Below are 17,113 nucleotides of genomic sequence, written 5' to 3'. Positions count from 1 at the left end.
AGCTCCTTGCGTCAGGCGGCGCGCTGGCCGGCGGTTTTGCGGAATTCCGAAGGGGAGAGCCCTGTCCAGAGGCGAAAGGCGCGGATAAAGCTTTTGTCGTTGAGAAAGCCGCAGGCCTGGGCCACGCGCTTGATGGGGCGGCTGGTGCGCAGCAGCAGCGCAATCGCGCGTTCACGCCGGATATCGTCCTTGAGGGCCTGCAGCGAAATACCTTCTTCCTTGAGCTGGCGGTGCAGGCTGCGCTGCGACAGATGCAGCTGGCGGGACAATGTTTCAGCCGTCTGCTGCTCCTCCCCGCTGGCGGCCAGCAGATGGCGCACGCGCTGCACCAGAGTCTTCTCGCGCTGGTAGGGGCGCACCTGGATCGGCAAGGCGCGCTGCAGCATCCGGTTGAGGGCCGCCTCGTCGCGCGCCAGCGGTGCCTGCAGCCAGCGTGCTTCAAACTGCAGGCTGGCGACGGGGGCATCAAAAACGATGCTGCCCGGTGCGAACAGCACCTTGTAGACATCGGCATGCGCGGGCTCGGAAAACGGAAAGCTGGCATGCAGCAGGCTGATCGGTTCGTTGATCAACCAGCTGGCAAAGCCGTGGATATTGCGCAGCACCGACACCATGCAGAACTCGCGCATGCTTTCCAGCGGGCGGCTTTCATGCAGGGTGAGGGTGGCAATGCCGGCCTGCTCGCTGAGCTGAAGCTGTATGTCCTGCGCAATCAGTCCGTGATGGCGGCACCAGCGCGCCAGCGCCAGGCCAAGTTGCGGTGCGCTGATGCTGGCGCGGGCCAGCATGCCGTAGCTGCCCCAGGGCAGGCGGCGCTCGAACCAGCCCAAGGCTTCATCGTCCAGCTCGCGCATGGCTGCGTCGGATAGAGCCTCCATCTGCAGGGCCGTGATGCGCTCGTTGGCATCGTTAATCAGGTCTGGCGGGATTTGTGCCTTTTCCAGAGCACCTAGCGCTGACATCTGCCTGGCTTCATAAGCGCGGACAATGGCTTTGACAAACGCCATGGGGGTAATTGCCGGGTGCGATTTGAGCACGGAGCTGGCATGGTGCGGTAGAGGAGTCTTGACCAGAGAGGGGGTGAGCATTTGGCAATTATTGCAACCTTTGTGACCTCTTCTGGACAGGGCTTGCCCTTATTCTGAGGTGCAGAAAACGGTGCTGAATGGACGCCGTGCAGCCAGTTCGCAGGTGGCTGCCGGCACGCAAGGAGACACAAGACCATGCCATCGCAAGTGAACGCGCTGACCGCCAGCTATGCCAAGGGGGGCACGGATGTGCCGCTGATCGAGCAGACGATTGGCGATTTTTTTGCTGCAATGGCACAGCGCCAGGGCTCGCGTGACGCGCTGGTCAGCCGTCATCAGGGTCTGCGCTACAGCTATGCCCAGCTGCATATGGCTGCGCGCCAGCTGGCCAGTGCGCTGCTGTCGCAAGGGCTGGTCAAGGGCGACCGGGTGGGTATCTGGAGCCATAACAACGCCGAGTGGGTGCTGATGCAGCTGGCCACGGCGCAGGTGGGACTGGTGCTGGTCAATATCAACCCGGCCTACCGCACCTCTGAAGTCGAATACGCGCTCAATAAGGTGGGCTGCAAGGCGCTGGTATCCATGCCGCGGTTCAAGACCAGCGACTATCTGGGCATGCTGCGCGAGCTGGCGCCCGAGCTGGCGAGCTGCGCGCCAGGCCAGCTGCAATCCAAACGCCTGCCGGCCTTGCGCACCGTGGTGTGGATTGACGCGGCCGGCTCAGGTGCCGCCGACCCAGGTGCGGCGGATCTGGACGCCGAACAGCCCGGCATGCTGCGCTTTTCGCAGTTGATGGCACAAGGAACCAGTGCGGATGAGCGCATTGATGCGATTGCGGCCACGCTCAGCAACCGCGACCCCATCAATATCCAGTTCACGAGCGGCACCACGGGCTTCCCCAAGGGCGCGACGCTGACGCACCGCAACATCCTCAACAATGGCTTTTTCATTGGTGAATGCATGCGCCTCACGCCCGAGGACCGACTGTGCATTCCCGTGCCCCTGTATCACTGCTTCGGCATGGTGCTGGGCAATCTGGCCTGCTTCACCCATGGCTCGACCATCGTCTATCCCAATGATGGCTTTGACCCCATCACCGTGCTGGAGGCAGTGCAGGCCGAGAAATGCACGGGTCTGCACGGCGTGCCCACCATGTTCATTGCCGAGCTCGACCATCCGCGCTTTGCCGAGTTCGATCTGTCCACGCTGCGCACCGGCATCATGGCCGGCTCGCCCTGTCCCATCGAGGTGATGAAGCGCGTGGTGCGCGACATGCATCTGAGCGAAATCACCATCGCCTACGGCATGACGGAAACCAGCCCCGTGAGCTGCCAGAGTGATGCCGATACGCCGCTGGAAAAGCGCGTGGCCACCGTGGGCAAGGTGCAGCCGCATCTGGAGGTGAAGATCGTGGACCCGTCCACGGGCGAGATCATGCCGCCGGGCCAGTCGGGCGAGCTGTGCACGCGTGGTTATTCCGTCATGCACGGCTACTGGGAAGACGAGGCCAGAACCCGCGAGGCCATCGATGCCGAGCAGTGGATGCACACCGGCGATCTGGCGACCATGGACGGCGAAGGCTATGTGAATATCGTGGGCCGCATCAAGGACATGGTGATCCGTGGCGGCGAGAACATCTACCCGCGTGAAATCGAGGAATTCCTCTATCGCCACCCCAAGGTGCAGGACGTGCAGGTGGTGGGCGTGCCCGATGTGCGCTATGGCGAGGAGCTGTGTGCCTGGATCATTGTCAAGCCCGGCCTGGAACTCGGCGAAGATGAGATCCGTGAGTTCTGCAAGGGGCAGATTGCGCACTACAAGGTGCCGCGCTATATCCGCTTTGTCCAGGCCTTCCCGATGACGGTGACGGGAAAGATCCAGAAGTTCAGGATTCGCGACGAGATGATCGAGTTGCTGGATCTGCGCGTGATCAAGACAGCCTGAATGCCATGTTGAACCATGCCTGCGCCCCCTGCCAAAAGCCCCGCATCTGCGGGGCTTGGGAAGAGGCATGTTCAGTGCTGGTGGGCGCTGGTTTCGCTCTTGGGAAGGCCGGCGGCGCGGCGTGCGACAGCGAGGCGCTTGCGCATGGCGATTTCCTGCATGTCCAGCTCGCTGACCAGACTGCGCAGCGATTCGTCGTTGATGCGGTGGGCCTGTCTTTCGGCGTAGTAAAAGTCCCGCTCGGCATGAATGCACTCGATGCGGGTTTCGATCTCCATCACATAGCGCAGCTTGCGCTGGCGCACGACTTCGGGCGCTTCGCGCAGCAGTTCTATGCTTTGCGCGGCGCCGCTGCCGTCGTCCAGCAACTGGATGCGGTTACGGTATTCCTGGGTCAGGTGGCCGTTGACCTCCTGGCGCATCGCCACCCATTCGGGGTCGCGGCGCAGCACTTCCTCCTCGCTCAGCGTGAGCTTGGCCATGGCCGCCATGCAGGCCTGTTCGCGGGCCAGGCGCTCCTCACGCACGGTGGGCGACTCTTCGTGCGGGGGCAGATGGCGCAGCACGATGGGAAGGCCCACGGCACCGATCACCAGTGTGAACAAAATGGTGCCGGTGGCGAGAAAGACCAGCATGTCGCGACCCGGGAAGGGCTGGCCATTGTTCAGCAGCATGGGCACGGACAGCGCGCCGGCCAGCGTGACCGCACCGCGAATGCCGGCCAGCGTGGTGGCCAGATTCAGAAGTGGCGAGGGACGCTCGGACATCTTGCCCTGCCGGTGGGCGCGCAGCAGCGAGCCATGCACACCCAGCACCAGCCAGATCCAGCGCATCAGCAGCAGCGCAAACGAAATCGCGGCCACATAGCCGACCAGAATCCACCAGTCATGGCCGGCCTGATGCAGCGGCACGCCGATGATGGAGGGCAGCTGCAGGCCCAGCAGCAGGAAGATGGCGCCGTTGAAGGCGGCCTCCACCATGCTCCAGGTGCCTTCGGTCTGCAGGCGTTCGCTGATATAGCTGCTGCGCTCCAGGTCGGCGAAATTGGTGGCGATGCCTGCGGCCACGGCAGCCAGAATGCCGGAGACACCGATCTTCTCACCCACGATATAGGCGGCAAAAGGCAGCAGCACCAGCAGCAGCACCATCTGCGTGGCTGCGACATCGCCCAGGCGGCGCGTGATGGTGCCGCGCGCATGGCTGAAACCCCAGCCTATCAGCGCACCCACACCCAGGCCGCCGACGGCCATCCAGGTGAATTCCTTGGCGACTTCGCCCCAGGAGAACATGCCGGTCAGCGTGGCTGCAATCGCAAATTTCAGCGCCACAAGGCCCGATGCGTCATTGAGCAGCGACTCGCCCTCCAGCACATGCATGGTCTTCTCGGGCATGCCCAGATTGCGCGTGATGGCCGAAACGGCCACGGCATCGGTGGGCGAGATCACGGCGGCCAGGGCAAAGGCCACGGTCAGCGGAATCTCGGGAATCATCCAGTGGATGAGATAGCCCAGGCCCAGCACGGTGAACAGAACCAGGCCCAGGGCCAGCAGCAAAATGGGTTTGGCCAGTGCGAAAAATTCACGCTTGGGGATGCGCCAGCCGTCGGCGAACAGCAGCGGCGGAATGAAGAGCAGCAGGAACAGCTCGGGGTCGAACGCGATGTGCAGGCCGGCTTGCGGCCAGGCAATCAGCGCACCCAGTGCGATTTGAATCAGAGGCAGGGGAATGGCCCGGATATAGCGGGCCACAATGCCTGTCAGCGCTCCCAGCAGCAAGACAAGCAGAACAGTTTCAACAGCGTGCATAAGGCATTTTCTTCAACTGCAGTGGCAGCGCTGTGTCTGAGCAAGAAAAAAACCAAGTTCCCGTATCGGGCAAAGTAATCAAGACAAGAGGCAAGCGATGAGCATTCTGGGCACACAACTGAATCCGCGTTCGGCAGATTTCCTGGCCAACGCTGCTGCCATGCAGGCGCTGGTCCATGAGCTGCATGCACGCTGCGATCAGAACGCGCTGGGCGGCAATGAAGCCGCGCGCGCCAAGCATGTGGCGCGCGGCAAGCTGTTGCCGCGCGAGCGCGTGCAGCGGCTGCTGGACCCCGGCACGCCGTTTCTGGAGCTGTCGCCGTTGGCCGCGCTCAATATGTATAACAACGATGCGCCGGGCGCTGGCGTGATTGTCGGCGTGGGTCGCGTCAGCGGCGTGGACTGCATGATCGTCTGCAACGACGCCACCGTGAAGGGCGGAACCTACTACCCGATGACGGTGAAAAAGCATCTGCGCGCGCAGGAAGTGGCCGCGCAGAACCGTCTGCCCTGCATCTATCTGGTCGATTCGGGCGGTGCCAATCTGCCCAATCAGGACGAGGTTTTCCCCGACCGCGAGCACTTCGGCCGCATCTTCTACAACCAGGCCAATATGAGCGCTCAGGGCATCGCCCAGATCGCCGTGGTCATGGGTTCGTGCACGGCAGGCGGCGCCTATGTGCCGGCCATGAGTGACGAGTCCATCATCGTCAAGAACCAGGGCACCATCTTCCTGGGCGGCCCTCCTCTGGTCAAGGCCGCCACCGGCGAGGTGGTCAGTGCCGAGGATCTGGGCGGCGGCGATGTGCACACGCGCCTGTCGGGTGTGGCCGACCATCTGGCCGAGAACGATCTGCACGCACTGGCGCTGGCACGCCAGGCGGTGGCAAACCTGAACAAGGACAAGCCCCCGTCGCAGACCGACCATGCGCCAGCCGCGCCCCTATTCGAGAGCGAAGAGCTGTATGGCGTGATTCCCGTCGATACGCGCAAGCCCTTCGATGTGCGCGAGATCATCGCCCGTATCGTGGACGGCAGCCAGTTCGACGAGTTCAAGGCCCGCTTCGGCAACACCCTGGTCTGCGGCTTTGCGCGCATCGAGGGCATGCAGGTCGGCATCATCGCCAACAACGGCATTCTGTTTTCCGAGTCGGCCGTCAAGGGGGCACACTTCATCGAGCTGTGCTGCCAGCGCAAGGTGCCACTGGTGTTCCTGCAGAACATCACGGGCTTTATGGTCGGCCGTAAATACGAAAACGAAGGCATTGCCCGTCATGGCGCCAAGCTGGTCACAGCCGTGGCCACGGCTGCGGTGCCCAAGTTCACCATCATCATCGGCGGCAGCTTTGGCGCGGGCAATTACGGCATGTGCGGCCGCGCCTATTCGCCCCGCTTCCTCTGGATGTGGCCCAACGCGCGCATCAGCGTCATGGGTGGCGAGCAGGCGGCCAGCGTGCTCGCCACCGTCAAGCGCGACGGCATCGAAGCCAAGGGCGGCAGCTGGAGTGCCGAAGAAGAGGAGCGCTTCAAGGCGCCCATCCGCCAGCAGTATGAAGACCAGGGCCATCCCTATTACGCCACGGCGCGTCTCTGGGACGACGGCGTGATCGATCCCGCCGACACGCGCCGCGTGCTGGCGCTGGGCCTGGCTGCGGCACGCAATGCGCCGATTGAGGACACGCGCTTCGGCGTATTCCGCATGTAAGCGGCTAGAGGCTGCCAATCATGTCGCGTCGCCATTTCCTCGCCTGCTTGCCGCCAGTCCTGCTGTCGGCTGCGCTGGCCATGCCCATGGTTGGCGCCGCCGAGCCTGCGGTGCAGCGCATGGACGCGCGCATTCCGGTCTGGGTGCCAGCGAGCGGCGATTCGCCCGCGCACAGCGCCGAGTTGGCAGGTCATGTCTATCGTCCTCATGGGCAGGGTCCTTGGGGATTGATCGTGCTCAACCATGGCACACCCAGCGGCAAAGAGGCGCGCGAAACCATGCGCGATCGCTACGGCCCGCAGGCGCGCGCTCTGGCCGAGCTGGGCTATGTGGTGGTGACGGGTTTGCGCCGCGGCTATGGCGCATCGGACGGTCCTCTGGCCGACCGCTACGGCAGCTGCGATGACCCCGACTACGCCCATGCGGCCCAGGAGGCAGCGCGCGATGTGGCGGCCATCATGACTTACGGGCAAAAGCTGCCTTATGTCGATGGCTCGCATGTGCTGCTGCTGGGCAAGTCTGCCGGCGGCTTTGCGTCGCTGGCGCTGGCGGCGCAGCAGCCCGTGGGCTTGCGCGGCGTCGTCAACTTTGCCGGCGGTCGCGGTTCGCAGCCGCAGATGCGTGAGAAAGCCGCGGTTTGCGGCGAGGCGCAACTGCTCAAGACCGTGGCCGGCTTTGCCGCCACCAGCCGTGTGCCCCAGCTGTGGATTTATGCCGAAAACGATAGCTACTTTCGCCCGCCGCTGGTGCGCAAGATGGCTGAAAGCTATCTGGCCGCAGGCCAGAACCTGAAACTGGTGTTTGCTCCATCCAGCGGCGCTGAGGGACACCAGTTCTTTGACCGTGCAGCCAATATCGGGCAATGGTTGCCGCAGGTCCGTGAATTCCTGATGCAGCAGCTGCCGGGTACGGCGGCTGCGCAACTGCAACGCCCTAACTCACTGGGAGACAAGCCATGACTGCTTTGACTTTGACCGTGGATGGCGGCATCGCCCGCGTCACGCTGGCTCAGCCCGCCATTCGCAACGCCTTCAGCGATGCGGCGATTGCCGAGATCACCGCCGCCTTCCTTCAGGTCGGCGAGCGTGCCGATGTGCGCGCCGTGGTGCTGGCCGCCGAAGGACCCGCATTCTGCGCGGGCGCGGACCTGAACTGGATGCGCCGCATGGCCGATTACTCGCGCGACGAAAACCGCGTTGATGCGGGTCTGCTGGCCGAGATGCTGCGCGTCATCTACGAATGCCCCAAACCCACGATTGCGCGTGTGCAGGGCGATGTCTATGCGGGGGGCATGGGCCTGGTGGCCTGCTGCGATATGGCAGTGGCGGCTGATACGGCGGGCTTTTGTCTCAGCGAGGTCAAGATCGGCCTGATTCCCGCCACCATCAGCCCCTATGTGATCCGCGCCATGGGTGCCAGGGCTGCGCACCGCTACTTTCTCACGGGCGAGCGCTTTTCGGCTCAGGAGGCGCATCGCATCGGCTATGTACATGAGGTGGTCGATGCCGACGGGCTGGACGCCGTGGTCGACGGCTGGCTCAAGCATTTGCTGAGCGCCGGCCCCGCAGCGGTGCGGGCCTGCAAGCGCCTGGTATTGGACATGGCCGAGCGCGAGATCAGCGAGCAGCTGATTGCGGCGACTGTGGAGTCGATTGCCACCATCCGCGCCAGTAGCGAAGGCAAGGAAGGCGTGCAGGCTTTTCTCAACAAGCGCAAACCCAACTGGCTGCCCGGATGAGATGACAAACCTTGTGTCCGGGGCGCTTTAGAGTCCGGGCGAGACATAAGGAATGAACACCATGGATATCTGGCAAACCATCATCGACTGGCTGCACCGCATCGGCCTGCATATCGACCCCGAAACGGCCAGGGCCGTGGGCGATGCTGCTGGTCAGGTCGGAGATGTGGCTGCCAGGGCCGGGCAAGCCGTGGGGCAGCTGGACATGGCCTCGATGCTTGCGCTGGCCGCGGCTCTGGGCTGGGCCAGCGGCTTTCGCCTCTATGCCGTGGTGTTTGTCGTGGGCCTGTTGGGTGCAAGTGGTTTGATGCCGCTGCCCGGCGGTCTGCATGTGCTGCAGCATCCCATGGTGCTGGTCATCAGCGGCGGTCTGCTGTTCGTGGAGTTCTTTGCCGACAAGATTCCCGTGGTCGATTCGGTCTGGGACCTGTTCCAGAGCGTGCTGCGCATTCCCGCCGGGGCGGCGCTGGCGGCCTCGGTCTTTGCTGCCGACAGCACCACCATGGCCATGGCTGCCGCCTTGATGGGCGGAACGCTGGCCGCGACCAGCCAGGCCGCCAAGACCACCACGCGTGCCCTCATCAACACCTCGCCCGAACCGTTCTCCAACCTGGGAGCCAGTCTGGCTGAAGACACGGTGTCGCTGGGCGCCATCTGGCTGGCGCTGACCAATCCGCTGGTGTTTGCCGCCGTGCTGCTGGTCGTGGTGATTGCGATGTGGCTGGTGATCTGGGCGCTTTGGCGCTTTCTCAAGGCGATTTTTCGACGCCTGCGCGGCACTGGCGATGCGCAGGAACCATTGCAAAAAACATAGCTGCTTGCGTTTGATGGATACGCGCTGAGTGGTGATTTGACCGATAACCGGAGACGATATGTTCAAGAAAATTCTGATTGCGAATAGAGGTGAAATCGCCTGCCGCGTAGCCGCCACCGCCCGTCGCATGGGTGTGAAGACCGTGGCCGTGTATTCGGATGCCGATGCCCGGGCCAAGCATGTCGAGGCCTGCGACGAGGCCGTGCACATCGGCGGCAGTGCGCCCAAGGACAGCTATCTGCGCTGGGAGCGCATTCTGGAGGCCGCTCAGGCCACGGGTGCCGAAGCCATTCACCCCGGCTATGGCTTTCTCTCCGAGAACGAAGACTTTGCCAATGCCTGCGCGGCGGCTGGTCTGGTCTTCATCGGCCCGCCCGCCAGCGCGATTCGCGCCATGGGTCTCAAGGCCGAGTCCAAGCAGCTGATGGAAAAGGCCGGCGTGCCGCTGGTGCCCGGCTATCACGGTCACGACCAGAACCCCGAGCTGCTGCAACGCGAGGCCGACCGCATCGGCTATCCCGTGCTCATCAAGGCCAGCGCGGGCGGTGGCGGCAAGGGCATGCGTCTGGTGGAAAAGAGCGAGGACTTTGCGGCTTCGCTGGAGTCCTGCAAGCGCGAGGCCATCAACAGCTTCGGCAACGATGCCGTGCTGATCGAGAAATACGTGCTGCGTCCGCGCCATATCGAGATTCAGGTGTTTGGCGATACACAGGGCAACTGCGTCTATCTGTTCGAGCGCGACTGCTCGGTGCAGCGCCGCCACCAGAAGGTGCTTGAGGAAGCGCCGGCGCCGGGCATGACTGCCGCGCTGCGCCAGAAGATGGGCGAGGCCGCCGTGGCCGCCGCCAAGGCCGTGAGCTATGTGGGCGCGGGCACGGTGGAGTTCATCGTCGAGCAGCCCGGAGGCTACGACCAGCCCGAAGCCATGAAGTTCTACTTCATGGAAATGAACACCCGGCTGCAGGTGGAGCACCCCGTGACCGAAGCGATCACGGGCGAGGACCTGGTGCGGTGGCAGCTGCTGGTGGCTTCGGGGCAGCCTTTGCCCAAGGCGCAGTCGGAGCTTCGTATCCAGGGTCATGCCATCGAGGCGCGCATCTGCGCCGAGAACCCCGAGAACAACTTCCTGCCCGCCACCGGCCATCTGGCCGTCTATCGCAAGCCCGTGTGCAGCAGCTTCGAGATCAGCGATGTGCGCGTGGACGACGGCGTGCGCGAGGGCGATGCGATCAGCCCCTTCTACGACTCCATGATCGCCAAGCTCATCGTCCATGGCGAGGACCGTGCCCAGGCGCTGGCGCGTCTGGACGCGGCGCTGGCCCAGACCCATATCGTGGGCCTGACGACCAATGTGCAGTTTCTGCGCCAGGTGGTGAAGAGCCAGGCTTTCTCCAATGCCTTGCTCGATACCGCGCTGATCGAGCGCGAGCGCGAGGCCTTGTTCGGCAAGGATTTCGTGGGCCGCGACTTGGCCGTCGCCGCTGCCATGGCCTGGCAACTGCAGGGCGAGCAGGCAGGCCAGGGCGCCGACCCCTTCAGCCGCCGCGACGGCTGGCGCATGTCGGGCCGCTATGTGCGCTCCTTCGGTTTTGCCTACCGCGGCGAGGACTTCACGGCCGGCTTGGCCTATGGCCGCGACACGCAGGCGGCGCAGACCTATCAGCTCGGCATTGGCGAGGGCGAGAGCCGCAGCGATGCCGCGCTGCAGTGGCGCGCGCTGGCCGACGGGCGGCTGGAGCTGGGCCTGGACGGCAAGCGCACGGTGGTCGTGGTCCATGCCCAGGGCGACCAGCTGTCCATCTTCACCGAGGCGGGTAGTACCCAGATCACCGTGGTCGACCAACTGGCCCACGCCGGCGATACCGGCCATGAAGGCGGTCGCCTGACGGCGCCCATGCCCGGCAAGGTGGTGTCTTTCACGGTCAAGGCCGGCGACAAGGTCAGCAAGGGCCAGCCGCTGGCCGTGATGGAGGCCATGAAGATGGAGCATACGATTGCCGCCCCTGGCGATGGCGTGGTGCTGGAGCTGCTGTATGTGCCTGGCGACCAGGTCAGCGAAGGCGCCGAGCTGCTGCGCATCGAGGTGGCCGCCTGATCCGCCCAGGGTTGAACTGTTTAACAAAAAGAGCAGCTTGTGCTGGACTATCCATGAATTCAGTCACTTTCAATGATGAAATCAATACAGGTAAAGCGCAGGATGCTTCTTTTTTGATAGCTGTCCATTGGCCATCCGCGTCTGCAGCAGGAATGCCAAAGCGTTAGGCTTCGCATCTATGAAAGTCTTATTTTGCTGTGACGATACGCGGCCGGAACCCTGGCTCAAAGGTTTGCATGACGCGCTGCCGGGCGCGGAGATTGCCATCTGGGAGCCGGGCGCGCCCCAGGCCGACTATGCACTGGTCTGGGCGCCGCCCCAGCAGTTTCTTGACGAGCAGGCGGCCGGCCTGAAGGCCATGTTCAACATCGGCGCGGGCGTGGATGCGCTGCTGCCGCTGCGCATTCCCGCCGAGCTGCCCGTCTACCGCCTCGAAGATGCGGGCATGGCCGTGCAGATGGCGGAGTATGTGGCCCAGGCCGTGATCCGCTTCTTTCGCGGCCTCGATCAGTACGAGGCCGATATGGCGCAAGGCCTGTGGCAGCATCAGCGCAACCCCAGGCGGGTGGACTATCCCGTGGGCGTGATGGGCCTGGGCAAGATGGGCGAGCGCGTGGCCAGGGCGCTGACGGTGTTCGATTTCAAGGTCAATGGCTGGAGCCGCTCGCCGCGCGAGCTGCAGGGCATTGAATGCTTCAGCGGCATGGACAGCCTGGACCGCTTTCTGTCCGAGACGCGCATTCTGGTCAATCTGCTGCCCCTGCACGACGAGACCCGCGACATCATCAATGCCCGCACGCTGGCGCTGCTGCAGCCCGGGGCCTATGTGATCAATGTGGGGCGCGGCGGCCATGTAGTCGATGCCGACCTGATTGCGCAGATCGAGTCCGGCCATGTCAGCGGCGCCATGCTGGACGTGTTCCGCGAGGAGCCGCTGCCCGAGAATCACCCGTTCTGGAAGCAGTCCAGAATCATCCTCACTCCCCATACCTCGGCCCGCACGCTGGCGGCGGACAGCATTGCCCAGATCGTGGGCAAGGTCGCTGCCATGAGCCGGGGCGAGCCCGTCACAGGTCGAGTCGATCTGAGAAAAGGGTATTAACCCCCTGAGCCGTTGCGCCTAGGCGGCTGCGCGGCTTCCCCCTTTCTCTGCGGAAGGGGGACGACGCCAACGCTGTGGGGCGGCGGGGCCGCCCAGGCCCTTGCTGGGCGTCTCTTGCGACGGGGGATTGTTCAGTGGTTCAGGTAAAGAAGCGATAGGAGAACGAAATGAAATACCCCGCACGCGTCAAGATCATCGATGTGGGCCCGCGCGACGGCCTGCAAAACGAAAAGCAGCCTGTGCCTGCCGGCGTCAAGATCGAGCTGGTGCAGCGCCTGCAGGACGCAGGTCTCAAGGAGATCGAGGTCACCAGCTATGTGTCGCCCAAATGGGTGCCGCAAATGGCGGACAACGCCGAAGTCATGGATGGCATAGCGCGCCGAGGCGGGGTGCGGTATTCGGTGCTCACGCCGAATCTCAAGGGCTTCGAGGCCGCGCTGGCCGGCAAGCCCGACGAGATCGTGGTGTTCGGTGCGGCCAGCGAGGCCTTCAGCCAGCGCAACATCAACTGCTCGATTGCCGAGAGCATAGAGCGCTTTGCGCCTGTGGTGCAGGCGGCCCTGGAGGCCGGCATTGCCGTGCGCGGCGCCATGAGCTGCACCGTGGGCTGCCCCTACGAGGGCGAGATCGCGCCCGAGAAGGTGGGCTATCTGGCCGGGCTCATGAAGAGCATCGGCGTGCAGCGCGTGGACGTGGCCGACACCATTGGCGTGGGCACGCCCGTCAAGGTGCAAAAAGCGCTGGAGGCCACGCTGGCGCACTTCGATATCGACCAGGTGTCCGGCCATTTCCACGATACCTATGGCCAGGCCCTGAGCAACACGCTGGCGGCGCTGGATCTGGGGGTCTGGAACTTCCAGTCTTCGGTCGCAGGCCTTGGCGGCTGTCCCTATGCCAAGGGCGCCACGGGCAATGTGGCCACCGAAGACGTGGTCTATCTGCTGCAGGGCATGGGCATAGAGACTGGCATCGACCTCGACAAGCTGATCGATGCGGGCCAGTTCATCAGCGAGCATCTGGGCCGCCCCACGCAGTCGCGCGTGGCCAAGGCCTTGCTGACCAAGCGCGCGGGTTGAGGCCAAGCCCGGCCCGGCCCGGCCCGGGCAGGCATGGGCGTTGTTACCATCGCCGCCATGCAAGCAAGATCACGTTTTTCACTGGCCCTTTGTCTGGCGGCAGCTGCCCTGCTGGGCGGCTGCGCCGGCATGGATGCCCAGGAGTGCAGGGACACGGACTGGGCCTATCTGGGCCAGCTCGATGCCATGGACGGCAGGCTCGACCTGTCCACCCGCGCCAGACGCCACTTCAAGGCCTGCAAGGACCAGGGCGTACAGATGGATGCGCGGGCCTATCAGCAGGGCTGGCTGCGCGGCCTGCAGGATTTCTGCACTCCCGACAGCGGCAAGGCCTATGCGGAAGCCGGCCGCAAGTTCCAGCCGGGCTATTGCCCGGCGCCGCTGGAGGCCGCGTTTTTGCAAGGCTATGCGCCGGCGCGCGAGCGCTATCAGGACAGGCAGTCGGTGCTTGAGCTGGAGCGCCGCATCGAGGCCAAGAAAAAAGAGCTGCGCGAGGCGCGTGACGCCAAGAACAGTGCCGGACATATCGCCTATGTCCAGAAAGACCTGCGTGATTTGCAGCTGGAGCTGGTGCAGCTCAGGCTCAAGCTGGCACAGTAGGGGCCGTGACGCTGCCGGATGGCGGCGCGATTTTCAGGAAAACATCATGTGTGGGTCAGAACTTCATGCGCTGCCGGAAGGCGTGCAGCGCGTCAGCCGCTTTTTGCAGGATGCCGGTCATCCGCATGCGCCGCAGATGCTGGACGGCGCGGCGCGTACCGCCCAGGAGGCAGCCGATCAGCTCAGCATTCTGGTCGGGCAGGTGGCCAAGAGCATCATCTTCAAGCGCAGGAGTGATGGCGCGGCTGTGCTGGTCGTGGCCTCGGGCGACAGGCGTGTCGATGAAAAGAAAGTGACGCAGCTGGTGGGCAAGGTCGGTCGCGCCGATGCGGATTTCGTCAAGTCCAGCACCGGCTTCTCGATTGGCGGCGTCAGCCCCGTGGCCCATGCCACCAAGGTCGTGACCTTGATGGATGCCGAGCTGCAGCGCTTCGAGACCGTGTGGGCTGCGGCAGGCCACCCGCACGGTGTGTTTCCCGCATCGCCTGCGCAACTGCAGGCGCTGACTGCAGCCCCCTGGTCGGATGTGGTGGAGCAGGCATGAGTACCGAACTTCTTCAGGAACAGCAGGCTCAGCAGGCTCAGCAACTGGCACAACTGGCCGCCAAGGCCGAGGTGGCCCTGGTCTGGGCCGAGGCCGATCAGCCCGTGGCTTCGCCCTGCATCAACATCTGCCGCATGACGGCGGACCGCAGCCATTGCCAGGGCTGCTTCAGAACCATTGACGAGATTCGCGCTTGGTCCAAGGGCGATGCCGAGCTGCGCCTGGAGATCTGGGGCCAACTGCTGCAGCGCGCCGGCCTCGAGGACCCTCGTTCAGCGCAGGCATAAAACAAGGGAGCGGGCATGAAGCACATTACTTTCTATCTGGACTTTGTCTCGCCCTATGCCTGGCTGGCGTTGGAACAGATGCCAAAGGTGCTGCAGGGCATCAGCCATCACATCGAATATCGACCGGTACTGCTGGGCGCGCTGCTGCAAAGTGATGCCAATCCCGGCCCCGCAGGAATTCCTGCCAAGCGTCTGTGGACTTATCGCCAGGTCACCTGGCTGGGGCAGTCATTGGGCATTCCTCTGCAGATGCCTGCACGGCATCCGTTCAAGCCCCTGCCTTTGCTCAGGCTGGCGCTGGCCCATGGTCAGGCGGGCAGCATCAACCGCTTTGTGGCGCAGAGCGTGATGCAGCATGTGTGGGATGGGGGTCATGAAGCAAATGCCCCGCAGCGTTTGATTGATCTGCGTAATTTGCTACAAAATCAGAAGCGATGCGAAGAAGGTAGCGACGAAGTCAAGCAATGGCTGCGCGCCAACACCGACCGCGCCAGACAAGCAGGCGTGTTTGGCGTACCAGCCTGGGAAGTCGATGGTCATGTGTTCTGGGGGCTGGATGCTTTGCCCATGCTGCGCAGCTATCTGAAAGGTGATGCGTGGTTTGAGTCGCAGTGGGATGCAGCCGCTCAAGTGGAAAACGGGCTGAACCCTGTCTGACCGATAACTTGCAATTGGTGTTGATCGATCCATGAAAAAGTAGCGCCCGTGCGCTCCTTTTCTTTTGGCGTTGCCGCTTCAGGCTGCAAATACTTCGGTAATGGGCTGACCCAGGCTGAGCAACTGCGCAGCCAGTTCTTCCTGGCGTACCTTGTCCTTGCCACCCGCCCATTTGGCGTTGATGGGGTGAGTCTCTGCGCTCCAGGCAGTCTTGAAGTCTGCCTTGAATTGATCCAGTGCGCCATACATGTCCAGCACGGTTGCCAGCACATTCAGATGATCCACGCGCGTGGAGAACTTGCCGGTCTTGATGCGGTTGCTCGGGCCGAAGAACAGTGTCGTGATCGGGTCGTGGCCGTACATATAGCTGGTCTTGCCGCCAAAGTAGGTGTCCATGCTGACGTTGGCCACACCGTTGCTGGAGTCTGTGACGCCGTCTTCATCGGTGGTGATGATGAGCAGGGCATCATTGGCTTTGGCCCAGTCGGCATAAGGCTTGATATGGGTTTGCAGCCAGTCGTCGGCGGCCTTGAAGGTGCCAGTGTGGATGTTTTCCATATTGTTGGGAACGACCAGCGATACGGTGGGCAGTTCGGTGAACGATGCGGCCTTGCCATCCTTGTCCACTGCGAAGCCAGGGTACTTGGTGCCGTCGGGATCCACCGTGTTGACCATGGCGAGATTGGCGCTCACGGGCAGGGTGAAGCGCAGCTTGTTGCTGGCCACGGTCTTGCCATAGACGGGGAAGTTGATCCAGTTGATGGCTGGGTTGTGGCGGCGCGCATATCCGTCTGGAACGCCTGTGGGGTTGAAGGCTTTTTCGTTATAGGAAGGGTAGGGCAGGGACGAGGAGAAAGTCGCAAACGTAAGGCCTTGGCCAACGATGGCTGCACCTAGGTTGGGTGTGGTGAAGGGCAGCGAGACGTTGGGATAGCTGGTGACCAGCTCATTGGACAAGCCAACTTCTGTCGTGAAGTTGGGAGCGGGCTTGCCGCTGGCATCCACCATCGTGTTGCCGTACTGATCCGAGTACGCCGCGGCTGCGGCGGGGCTGGTTGTACGGCCCGAGCCGGGAGATTCAAACCAGTCCGGCAGAAAGCCCTGGTTGTGGCCCGCGAACTGATAGAAGTAGTTGGTTTGGCTGCCGCGTGCGGGCAGTTCATGCACGAACTGCGAACCCATGGTCCAGCTGCTGCTGGCGAGGTTGCTGGGATCCGAGGCCCGGATGGCGCCACCCTGAGGAATGCGGCCATAAGGCGTGGGGGCCGCATATGAGGCAGTCAGCAGAGCGCCTGCAGCGGCCAGCTGGTTCAGATAAGGCATCTCGGCGTTATTGATCAGCTGCGAGAAGGACTTGTTCTCCAGAATCACGATGACGGTCTTCTTGGGAGTCCAACGGGTTTTGATGCCGCTTTCATTGCTATCGCCGCCGCCGCAGGCGCTCAGCAATGAGGCCCCTAAACCGCCTGCCAGACCTGCCGCCACTGCGCTTCTCAGAATGCTGCGGCGTGAGAGCTCGGTTCCGGTGTGAATGCTGTCGGGGGAAATCTGTGTGTTGTTATCGGACATGCTTTTCAGAGTCTTGCGGGAAATGGCAGATCGACTCTACAAAGCGGAGGTGACGGTGGCGTGACATGGATTTTTGCTTCCTTAATCATGCTGTCTTACGCATGTCATACCGTTGACAAGAATGCCGGCGAACAGGCTTGGAGGGCATC

15 protein-coding genes are annotated in these 17,113 nt (G+C 63.3%); 12 read left to right on the top strand and 3 right to left on the bottom strand.

What is annotated here, in order from left to right:
- Positions 1–11 precede the first annotated feature (11 nt).
- On the bottom strand, positions 12–1,088 hold the full coding sequence (locus tag JAO85_RS09595; protein WP_202787963.1) for an AraC family transcriptional regulator: 1,077 nt from the start codon (positions 1,086–1,088) through the stop codon (positions 12–14).
- Between the two features lie 135 nt (positions 1,089–1,223).
- Between JAO85_RS09595 and JAO85_RS09590 the strand changes: the two genes are divergently transcribed.
- Positions 1,224–2,972, top strand: coding sequence for an AMP-binding protein (locus JAO85_RS09590; protein WP_202787962.1), 1,749 nt, complete (start codon positions 1,224–1,226; stop codon positions 2,970–2,972).
- A gap of 71 nt (positions 2,973–3,043) precedes the next feature.
- On the opposite strand, the gene JAO85_RS09585 is transcribed toward JAO85_RS09590, so the two are convergent.
- Positions 3,044–4,777, bottom strand: coding sequence for a Na+/H+ antiporter (locus tag JAO85_RS09585; protein ID WP_003061651.1), 1,734 nt, complete (start codon positions 4,775–4,777; stop codon positions 3,044–3,046).
- A gap of 97 nt (positions 4,778–4,874) precedes the next feature.
- On the opposite strand from JAO85_RS09585, the gene JAO85_RS09580 reads away from it, so the two are divergent.
- From JAO85_RS09580 to JAO85_RS09530, 11 genes are all read left to right on the top strand, one after another.
- Positions 4,875–6,482, top strand: a complete 1,608-nt coding sequence (locus JAO85_RS09580) for a carboxyl transferase domain-containing protein (protein WP_202787961.1) — start codon at positions 4,875–4,877, stop codon at positions 6,480–6,482.
- A gap of 20 nt (positions 6,483–6,502) precedes the next feature.
- Positions 6,503–7,441 (top strand): S9 family peptidase, encoded by a 939-nt coding sequence (locus JAO85_RS09575; protein WP_202787960.1) that lies wholly within the window; start codon positions 6,503–6,505, stop codon positions 7,439–7,441.
- Positions 7,438–8,220, top strand: a complete 783-nt coding sequence (locus tag JAO85_RS09570) for an enoyl-CoA hydratase/isomerase family protein (RefSeq protein ID WP_003059063.1) — start codon at positions 7,438–7,440, stop codon at positions 8,218–8,220. The genes JAO85_RS09575 and JAO85_RS09570 overlap by 4 nt, the downstream gene beginning before the upstream one ends.
- Positions 8,221–8,281: 61 nt before the next feature.
- Positions 8,282–9,034, top strand: a complete 753-nt coding sequence (locus tag JAO85_RS09565) for a DUF4126 domain-containing protein (protein WP_202787959.1) — start codon at positions 8,282–8,284, stop codon at positions 9,032–9,034.
- A 58-nt stretch (positions 9,035–9,092) separates the two neighbouring features.
- Positions 9,093–11,129, top strand: coding sequence for an acetyl/propionyl/methylcrotonyl-CoA carboxylase subunit alpha (locus JAO85_RS09560; protein ID WP_202787958.1), 2,037 nt, complete (start codon positions 9,093–9,095; stop codon positions 11,127–11,129).
- Positions 11,130–11,307: 178 nt separating this feature from the next.
- Positions 11,308–12,231 (top strand): glyoxylate/hydroxypyruvate reductase A, encoded by a 924-nt coding sequence (locus tag JAO85_RS09555; RefSeq protein ID WP_202787957.1) that lies wholly within the window; start codon positions 11,308–11,310, stop codon positions 12,229–12,231.
- Between the two features lie 167 nt (positions 12,232–12,398).
- A complete protein-coding gene (locus JAO85_RS09550) occupies positions 12,399–13,307 on the top strand; it encodes a hydroxymethylglutaryl-CoA lyase (RefSeq protein ID WP_202787956.1) in 909 nt (302 codons plus the stop codon).
- 57 nt (positions 13,308–13,364) lie between these two features.
- On the top strand, positions 13,365–13,907 hold the full coding sequence (locus JAO85_RS09545) for a DUF2799 domain-containing protein (protein ID WP_229227965.1): 543 nt from the start codon (positions 13,365–13,367) through the stop codon (positions 13,905–13,907).
- A gap of 46 nt (positions 13,908–13,953) precedes the next feature.
- The gene (locus JAO85_RS09540; protein ID WP_003061666.1) at positions 13,954–14,451 is read left to right on the top strand and encodes a YbaK/EbsC family protein; all 498 of its coding nucleotides are present in this window, start codon (positions 13,954–13,956) and stop codon (positions 14,449–14,451) included.
- Positions 14,448–14,738, top strand: a complete 291-nt coding sequence (locus JAO85_RS09535) for a DUF1289 domain-containing protein (protein ID WP_202787955.1) — start codon at positions 14,448–14,450, stop codon at positions 14,736–14,738. The genes JAO85_RS09540 and JAO85_RS09535 overlap by 4 nt, the downstream gene beginning before the upstream one ends.
- 15 nt (positions 14,739–14,753) lie before the next feature.
- Positions 14,754–15,395 (top strand): DsbA family protein, encoded by a 642-nt coding sequence (locus JAO85_RS09530; protein WP_039049473.1) that lies wholly within the window; start codon positions 14,754–14,756, stop codon positions 15,393–15,395.
- 78 nt (positions 15,396–15,473) lie between these two features.
- On the opposite strand, the gene JAO85_RS09525 is transcribed toward JAO85_RS09530, so the two are convergent.
- Entirely contained in the window at positions 15,474–16,964 is a 1,491-nt protein-coding gene (locus JAO85_RS09525) for an alkaline phosphatase family protein (protein WP_202787954.1), read from the bottom strand.
- Positions 16,965–17,113 lie beyond the last annotated feature (149 nt).

Origin of the sequence: Comamonas sp. NyZ500, from assembly GCF_016772095.1 — a bacterium.
GTDB lineage: Bacteria > Pseudomonadota > Gammaproteobacteria > Burkholderiales > Burkholderiaceae_C > Comamonas > Comamonas thiooxydans.
The sequence above is the reverse complement of the archived record's forward strand: the minus strand, read 5'-3'. Positions and strand labels throughout refer to the sequence as shown.